The sequence below is a fragment of the Microbacterium sp. C448 genome, from assembly GCF_000582705.2.
Classification (GTDB): domain Bacteria; phylum Actinomycetota; class Actinomycetes; order Actinomycetales; family Microbacteriaceae; genus Microbacterium; species Microbacterium lacus_A.
Map to the genome: position 1 here is coordinate 1 of NZ_HG779800.1, position 7,381 is coordinate 7,381.

The window sequence follows — 7,381 nt, forward strand, 5'->3', positions numbered from 1 at the left end:
GCTCAGTGCCGCACGAGCCTGCACCGCTCGCGTCGCGGATGCCTCGCGCAAGATGCCCAAACCGGCACCCATCGCGTGGAGCGCATCACGCAGCACGGGCAGTTCGGCTTCGCGCTGCGTGATGGATGAGCCATCCGGCCGCACTCGCCAGTGCACCACCACGTCGGGTATGACGTCGAATGCACGCGCGCGGGCGTACATCGCCTGGGCCACGACCTGGTCCTCGTAGAGGCGCCCTTCGGGAAAGCGGAGCCCGGACCGCACCCAGAAGTCCGTGCGGCTCACCTTCGACCACGCGACGATGTTGCCAGATGCTTCGGGGTGCTTATCGATCGTCGTCGCCGACCGTTCGGGATCCGTCGCGGCCGCGACCCACGATTGCACCGCGCCGACCTCGTATGCGGTGCCGGAGATCGCCGCGGTGCTCATATCGGCGTCATGTTCCACGCCCGATCGGGGCCGTAGCCGCGCGTACGCACCAGCCACGAAGTCGCTTCCGGTGCGTTCGAGGGTGCCGACGAGGCGCTCCAGCGCCCCCGGCAGGAGCACGTCGTCCGCATCCAAGAATCCGACGAAGGGGGTCCGCACGCGATCGAGACCGGCGTTGCGTGCCGCGCCGAGACCCCGACGCTCCGGCTGCGGAACGAAGGTGAACCGATTGTCGGAACCGGCGGCCTTCGCGAAGATCTCACGTGTGCCATCCGTGGAGTCATCGTCGATCAGGATGGCGCGCCATCCGGTGAACGTTTGCGCCTGCACGGACTCGAGTGCCTCGCGGGCGTAGGGAGCCACGTCGAATCCCGCGATGACGAGCGTGACCAGCGCCGCGTCCGGGCGACCCGCGGGAACGGTCGTCATACTCGCGCGGCTGCCTGACACACGACTGGTGCTCACGCGGCCGATTGTACGGCCGCGACCGAGGCCGCCACAGCGTCGCCCAGCGTCCGAGCATCGGCGGCGCCATCCGTCGTCCCGATCCGTGCGGAGAAGGTGAAGCGCACGGATGTCTGCGCCACCTCGCCCGGTATGCCGATCGCGAGCAGCACGTGCGAGGGCTCGTCGCTGCCGGCTGCGCACGCGGAGCCGCTCGAGGACACGATGCCTCGGCGTTCGAGCTCGAGGAGCACGGCCTCTCCGCTCGTTCCGGCGAAGGTGAAGCTGGCCGTGCCGGGCAGGCGGTGCACGAGGTCGCCCGTCAGGCGTGCCGCGGGGATCGCGTCGAGAACCTTCGCGACGAACACGTCACGGAACCCGGCGACGCGGGCGGACGCCTCGGCGCGTTCGGCGTCGGCGAGGGCGAGAGCGGTCGCGAGCGCCACCGCGCCGGCGACGCTCTCGGTGCCGCTCCGACGGCCGCGCTCCTGGCCTCCGCCGTGGAGCAGGGGTTCGAGCGGAACCCGTCCCCGCACCGCCAGCGCACCCGTTCCGGGGGGAGCGCCGACCTTGTGCCCGGCGATCGAGATCGCGTCGACGCCGAGAGTCGCGGCCGACAGGTCGAGCCATCCGGCCGCCTGCACCGCATCGACGTGGATCGGAACCCGTCGGGCGCGCGCGATGGCGGCCAGGGCCGGGACATCCTGAATCGTGCCGATCTCGTTGTTGGCATACCCGAGGGTCACGAGCGCGGTCTCGTCGCGGAGTGCCGTTTCGAGGTCGCCCGGATCGACACGGCCGACCGCGTCAACCGGCAGCTCTGTCACCGTGATCCCGTGCACCCTGCAGAGGTAATCAACGGATTCGAGGATCGACTCATGCTCGATCGGGGTCGTGATGATGTGGCGCGCGCTGCCGGCGTGGCGGGAGAGATGCGCGGCGATCGTGATGCCCTTGACAGCCAGGTTGTTCGCCTCGGTGCCGCCCGAGGTGAACACGACGTCGCTCGAACGCATCCCGAGGATGCGAGCGACGGTGCCGCGCGCGTCGGCAAGCGCGGCCGCCGCACGCTCGCCGAACGTGTGGTGGCTCGAGGGGTTGCCGAACTCGGTCGTCAGGTACGGAATCATCGCCTCGAGGGCCTCGCGCCGCACGGGGGTGGTCGCTGCGTTGTCGAGATAGAGCATGGGGTGTCAGTCCGCGGTTTCGTGCGAATCGTCCACGAGGATGTCGAGCCCGAGGTCCAGCGCCGATGCGGAGTGCGTCAGGGCGCCGACCGAGATGATGTCCACGCCCGTCTCGGCGATCGCCCGCACCGTGTCGAGCCGCACGCCGCCGCTGGCATCCACGAGCGCGCGACCCGCGACCTGCTGAACACCACGACGCAGGTCCTCGAGCGAGAAATTGTCGAGCAGGATCGTGCCGATCCCCGCGGCGAGAACCGGTTCGATCTGATCGAGCCGATCGACCTCCACCTCGACATGCGTCGTGTGCGGCAGCCGCGCGATCGCGCCCTGCAGCGCCGCCGTGACCGAGACGCCGCTGCGCTGCAGCACGGCCAGATGATTGTCCTTCGCCATCACAGCGTCTGAGAGCGAGTGCCTGTGGTTGTGGCCCCCGCCACTCGTCACGGCATGCCGCTCGAAAGCCCGCAGGCCCGGCGTGGTCTTGCGCGTGTCGGCGATCCGCGCGCCCGTGTGTGCGACCTCGGCGACGAAGCGCGACGTGAGGGTAGCGATTCCCGACATCCGTTGCACGAAGTTGAGGGCTACGCGCTCGGCGGTCAGCACACCCCGCGCGGGTCCCTCCGCGACCGCGAGAACGGTTCCCGGAGCGAATTCGGCACCGTCGGCGACCGTGAGGGCGACACGAATGGTGGGATCGGTCAGCCGGAACGCCGCGGTGAAGACCTCGCCGCCGCTGAAGACGCCGTGGTCGCGTGCGACCAGTTCGGCACGCGCGACCGCGGTCGAGGGGATGAGGAACTCGCTCGTGACGTCGCCCCAGGGGGCGTCTTCTTCGAGCGCCGCCGACACGACGCGATCGATCGTGGCCCGGGTCAGCATCCTGCGCTCCCGACGAGGGCGGGGGTGTGAGTGGGGGCGTGTGATGAGAGGCTCGGGTCATCGCTGCGGTAATGAGCGCCGACAGACTCGCGCCGCGCGAGGGCGGCACGGATGGTCGCGGCCGCGAGCTGCAGCAGGTTCTCGTTCTCGAACTCGGCCTGCGAGCGCCGCGTACGCGGCTGAGCGAGCCATCCGTCGACGAGACCCTGCGCTCGCCGCAGCCCATGTTCGTCGCGTACGACCCCCACGCTCTCCCACATCACGCGCTGCAGCGCCGCGCGCGTGAACGGCATGTGCTCCGCTGTCGCAGATCGACGCTCCGTGCCTCGCGGCACGTCGATCTGCGACAGCGGAACGGAGCGCTGGGGGGCGGGGGTGTGGGGCGAGGCGAGGGCGGCAGCGGCACGTGCGCCGAACACGGCGCCCTCGAGCAGCGAGTTCGACGCCAGCCGGTTGGCGCCGTGCACGCCCGTCCGCGCCGCCTCGCCGACCGCGTACAGCCCGGGCAAGCTCGTTCGTCCGTCGAGATCGGTCACGATCCCGCCCATCAGGTAGTGCGCCGCGGGGGTCACCGGGATCGGATCGCGTGCCCAGTCGAGACCCCGCTGACGCACGGCGGCATCGATCGTGGGGAAGCGACGTGTCAGGAAGGATGCGGTCGAGCTTTGATCTCCCGAGCCCTGTTCCGTCGAGCCCTGTTCCGTCCAGCCCAGCCGTGTTGCGTCGAGGTGGACCGGCCGACCACCCTGCTCGATCATGCGGAGGGCGATGGCCCGCGCGACCACGTCACGCGGCGCGAGTTCGCCGTCGGGATGCGTGTCGAACACGAAGCGGCGACCGTCGTCGTCGATGAGGGTCGCGCCCTCACCACGCACGGCCTCCGAGATCAGGAACGGCTCGCCCGCAGCCAACACCGTCGGGTGGAACTGGACGAACTCGAGGTCCGTTACCTCGGCACCGGCCCGAAGCGCCGCGGCGATGCCGTCGCCGGTGGCCACGGATGGGTTCGTGGTGTGGGCGAAGAGCTGGCCCGCGCCCCCGGTCGCGAGAACGACGGCGTCGGCCCGGAGCATCCGTCGACCCTCCGTCGTGAGCAGGTCGACACCGCTCACGCGCCCCTCGACGAGCGTGAGATCGACGAGGAATGCGTGCTCGATGATCTCCATGGCCGAGGCGCGGACGGCTGCGACGAGCGCGGTCTCGATGGCCGTGCCCGTGGCGTCCCCGCCCGCGTGCAGCACGCGCGGGTACGAGTGCGCGGCCTCGAGGCCCTTGACGAAGTCGCCTGACGCGTCACGGTCGAAGGCGACGCCGAGCGCGATCAGTTCGCGGATGCGTTCCGGCCCCTCTGACACGAGCACCTCGACTGCGGCGGGGTCGCCGAGGCCCGCGGCCGCGGTCAGCGTGTCATGCGCGTGATCCGCTGCCCGATCGTCGGCGAACATGACCCCCGCGATGCCGCCCTGCGCATACCGCGTGTTGGCGTGCTCGAGCACGTCTTTCGTCACGAGCGTGACCTCGATGCCCGCGCGGGCGGCGTGCAGCGCGACGGTCAGTCCCGCTATGCCGCTGCCGACGACGATCGCGCTCGTCATGCCGTCACCTGCGGTGCGGGCTTGGCGGCCAGCATCCGTTCGAGCGCGATGCGTGCGGGCTCGGCGACGTCCGCGGCGACGGTGATTCGGTTGCGGACCTCGCCCGCGACGAGCTGCTCGAGCACCCACGCGAGGTAACCGGGATGGATGCGATACATCGTCGAGCACGGGCAGACGACGGGATCGAGGCAGAAGATCGTGTGCTGCGGATGCTCGGCCGCGAGCCGCTGGACGAGGTTGACCTCTGTGCCGATCGCAAAAGTTGTCGGCTCGGTCGCGGCCTGGATGGCCTTGCGGATGTAGTCGGTCGATCCGGCCTCGTCCGCGGCATCGACGACCGGCATCGGGCACTCGGGGTGCACGATCACGCGGACGCCCGGATGCCCGGCGCGCGCCTTCTCGATCTGGTCGACCGTGAAGCGGCGGTGCACCGAGCAGAATCCGTGCCACAGGATCACGCGGGCGTCGTCGAGCGTCGCCTCATCGTTGCCACCGAGCGGGCGATTCGGGTTCCACATCGGCATCTGCTCGAGGGGAACTCCCATCGCCTTGGCCGTGTTGCGGCCGAGGTGCTGGTCGGGGAAGAAGAGCACGCGACGGCCGCGCGCGAAAGCCCACTCGAGCACCGTCCGCGCGTTCGACGAGGTGCAGACGATCCCTCCGTGCCGCCCGACGAACCCCTTGATGGCTGCCGACGAGTTCATGTACGTCACCGGGATGACGGGCACCAAGCCATCCGCGTCCACGGCATCCATCGGGCCGTAGACATCCTCGAGCTGCTCCCAGCACTCCTCGACCTGATCGATGTTCGCCATGTCGGCCATCGAGCATCCGGCGGCGAGATTCGGCAGGATGACCGCCTGCTCGGGGCGCGAGAGCAGGTCCGCGGTCTCGGCCATGAAGTGCACCCCGCAGAACACGATCGACTCGGCCTCGGGGTGTGCCTGGGCGGCGTTCGCGAGCTGGAACGAATCGCCCACGTAGTCGGCGTGCCGCACGACCTCTTCGCGCTGGTAGAAGTGCCCGAGAATCACGACGCGGTCGCCGAGTGTGCGCTTGGCGGCCAGGATGCGCTCGTGCAGCTCGGCCTCGGATGCCTCGCGGTACTCGAGCGGCAGTTCGCCCTGGCGCGGCGAACCGGCCGGGATCACATCACCCATCGATGACCCCGGACCGTATCCCGGGCGTCCGTCGAAGCTCCACGGCCCCGCGGCGAGGTCGGTATTGCAGGTCTCGGCGTCCGAGAGGCCCGCGGTGATCCGCTGTATCTCATGATCGACCGACGGGTTCAGCATGGCGGTCGTGCTGAGGGTGAGGGGAGTGGCGTTCATGTCGTCCTCGAATCGAAGGATGCGCGGCTCGGTGCCGGGGCGGGAGCGGGTGCGGCGAGCGGGCCGCGCTCGGCCAACTCGACATCCTGGTTGTAGCGGTACAGGCGGGCGGGGCGGTGGCTGCCGGTGCGGAAGCCGTCGGTGGGGATCAGGGTTCCGGAGTTCTCGACCTGACGCCGGAAGTTGGCAGGGTCGAGCTTTCGGCCGAGGATCGACTCGTACACCTCGCGCAACTCGGCGAGCGTGAATTCATCGGCAAGCAGGCCGTGCGCGATCCGCGAGTAGCCGGCCTTGTTCCGCAGGCGCCAGAGCGCGTAGTCGACGATCTGGTTGTGATCGAAGGCAAGCGTCGGCAGATCGGCGGCATCGAACCAGGCCACGTTCTCGGGGGCGTCGCCGGCAGCGGCGTGGGCCGCAACTTGCGCGTCGACCTGAGCCGAACGCAGCAGCGCCCAGTACACGATCGACACGACGCGTGAGGGCGAGCGGTGGACGTCTCCGAACGCGTAGAGCTGCTCGAGATAGCTCGGTGAGAGACCGGTGGTCTCGCCGAGTGTGCGGGATGCCGCGGCATCCAGTCCCTCGGTCGTGTCGAGCCATCCGCCCGGCAGTGCCCACAGTCCTGCGTAGGGATCGCGCGTGCGCCGGACCAGGGGCAGAACGAGCGCAGCCGAGTCATCCTCGGGGCGTCGCCTCAGCGTGAAGATCACGGTCGAGACCGCGACGCGCGTGGCCTCGGCGGCGGGAGCGGCAAGCACTTGCGACTCCGTGGCCGTGGCCGTGGCAGAGGGAGCTGTGCTCATGGTGTGCTGACTCGACATCTCTAGGGCGACGCTGGTTCGAGTCAAGGTGACTCTAACCTCCATCGATCTTAGTGTCATGCCGACTCGAAGGCAAACGTTGTGCGCCGCAGCCCCGCCCCGTGGGCGGGCGCGCGGGTCGCAACCTGCCGGGACTTCTCAGCGACGCGAATTATCCTGAGTCCGGCGCCCGGCCGCTCGATTGTGCGAGTCCGGAGGCAGAGAGGGGCAGGCGCATGCAGGTTGTCGACATCGTCGTGCTCGTGCTGCTTCTCGTCGCTCTCATCATCGGGTTCCAGCGAGGTTTGCTCGCGAGCCTCGGGACCCTCGTCGGACTCGGCATCGGCGCTGTCGGCGCGTACTGGCTGATGCCCTTCGTGACGGCCGCTCTGCCCTGGCCGATGTGGCGCGCGCTCGCCGTGATCGCGGCCACGCTTCTGCTGTTGGCCGGATGCGCGGCGCTGGGTTCCGCCGCGGGCAATGCTCTGCGACGCGGCGTCGACCGTACGCCGCTGCGTGGCGTCGATCGTTTGCTGGGCGGCGGTTTGACGCTCGTGGCCGCGGCACTCGCCGTGTCGCTCGTCGGCTCGGGCCTCGCGGCCACCGGAACGCCCATTGTTTCGACCGCGATCGCCTCGTCGCGCGTGCTCACCGTCATCGAGAGCATCGTGCCGCGACCCCTCCAGGCGGGACTCGCAGAGCTGCGCGGCGCCGTA

At 69.7% G+C, this 7,381-nt stretch carries 7 protein-coding genes; 1 reads left to right on the plus strand and 6 read right to left on the minus strand.

All coding sequences use genetic code 11. The features are described from left to right. The 6 genes from MIC448_RS14735 to MIC448_RS14760 form a co-directional block, all read right to left on the minus strand. On the minus strand, positions 1 to 894 hold an 894-nt coding region (locus tag MIC448_RS14735), incomplete at its 3' end, for a glycosyltransferase family 2 protein (RefSeq protein WP_243420051.1). Beyond that, positions 891 to 2,060, minus strand: coding sequence for a cysteine desulfurase family protein (locus MIC448_RS14740; protein ID WP_036301453.1), 1,170 nt, complete (start codon positions 2,058 to 2,060; stop codon positions 891 to 893). The genes MIC448_RS14740 and MIC448_RS14735, both read right to left, overlap by 4 nt. A 6-nt stretch (positions 2,061 to 2,066) precedes the next feature. Then, positions 2,067 to 2,939, minus strand: a complete 873-nt coding sequence (gene nadC, locus MIC448_RS14745) for a carboxylating nicotinate-nucleotide diphosphorylase (protein WP_036301456.1) — start codon at positions 2,937 to 2,939, stop codon at positions 2,067 to 2,069. Further along, positions 2,933 to 4,534, minus strand: coding sequence for an L-aspartate oxidase (gene nadB / locus MIC448_RS14750; RefSeq protein WP_036301459.1), 1,602 nt, complete (start codon positions 4,532 to 4,534; stop codon positions 2,933 to 2,935). The genes nadC and nadB overlap by 7 nt, the downstream gene beginning before the upstream one ends. Continuing rightward, entirely contained in the window at positions 4,531 to 5,865 is a 1,335-nt protein-coding gene (gene nadA, locus MIC448_RS14755) for a quinolinate synthase NadA (RefSeq protein ID WP_036301462.1), read from the minus strand. Before nadA ends, nadB begins: the two co-directional genes overlap by 4 nt. Continuing rightward, positions 5,862 to 6,668, minus strand: coding sequence for an NUDIX domain-containing protein (locus MIC448_RS14760; RefSeq protein ID WP_081766457.1), 807 nt, complete (start codon positions 6,666 to 6,668; stop codon positions 5,862 to 5,864). Before MIC448_RS14760 ends, nadA begins: the two co-directional genes overlap by 4 nt. Before the next feature lie 233 nt (positions 6,669 to 6,901). Between MIC448_RS14760 and MIC448_RS14765 the strand changes: the two genes are divergently transcribed. Then, a partial coding sequence (locus MIC448_RS14765; protein ID WP_036301464.1) for a CvpA family protein occupies positions 6,902 to 7,381 on the plus strand: 480 nt, incomplete at its 3' end.

Coding starts and splice junctions, on each gene's coding strand:
- nadA (WP_036301462.1), bottom strand. CDS start 5,865: ATGAACGCCACTCCCCTCACCCTCAGCACGACCGCCATGCTGAACCCG.
- nadB (WP_036301459.1), bottom strand. CDS start 4,534: ATGACGAGCGCGATCGTCGTCGGCAGCGGCATAGCGGGACTGACCGTC.
- MIC448_RS14760 (WP_081766457.1), bottom strand. CDS start 6,668: ATGAGCACAGCTCCCTCTGCCACGGCCACGGCCACGGAGTCGCAAGTG.
- MIC448_RS14740 (WP_036301453.1), bottom strand. CDS start 2,060: ATGCTCTATCTCGACAACGCAGCGACCACCCCCGTGCGGCGCGAGGCC.
- nadC (WP_036301456.1), bottom strand. CDS start 2,939: ATGCTGACCCGGGCCACGATCGATCGCGTCGTGTCGGCGGCGCTCGAA.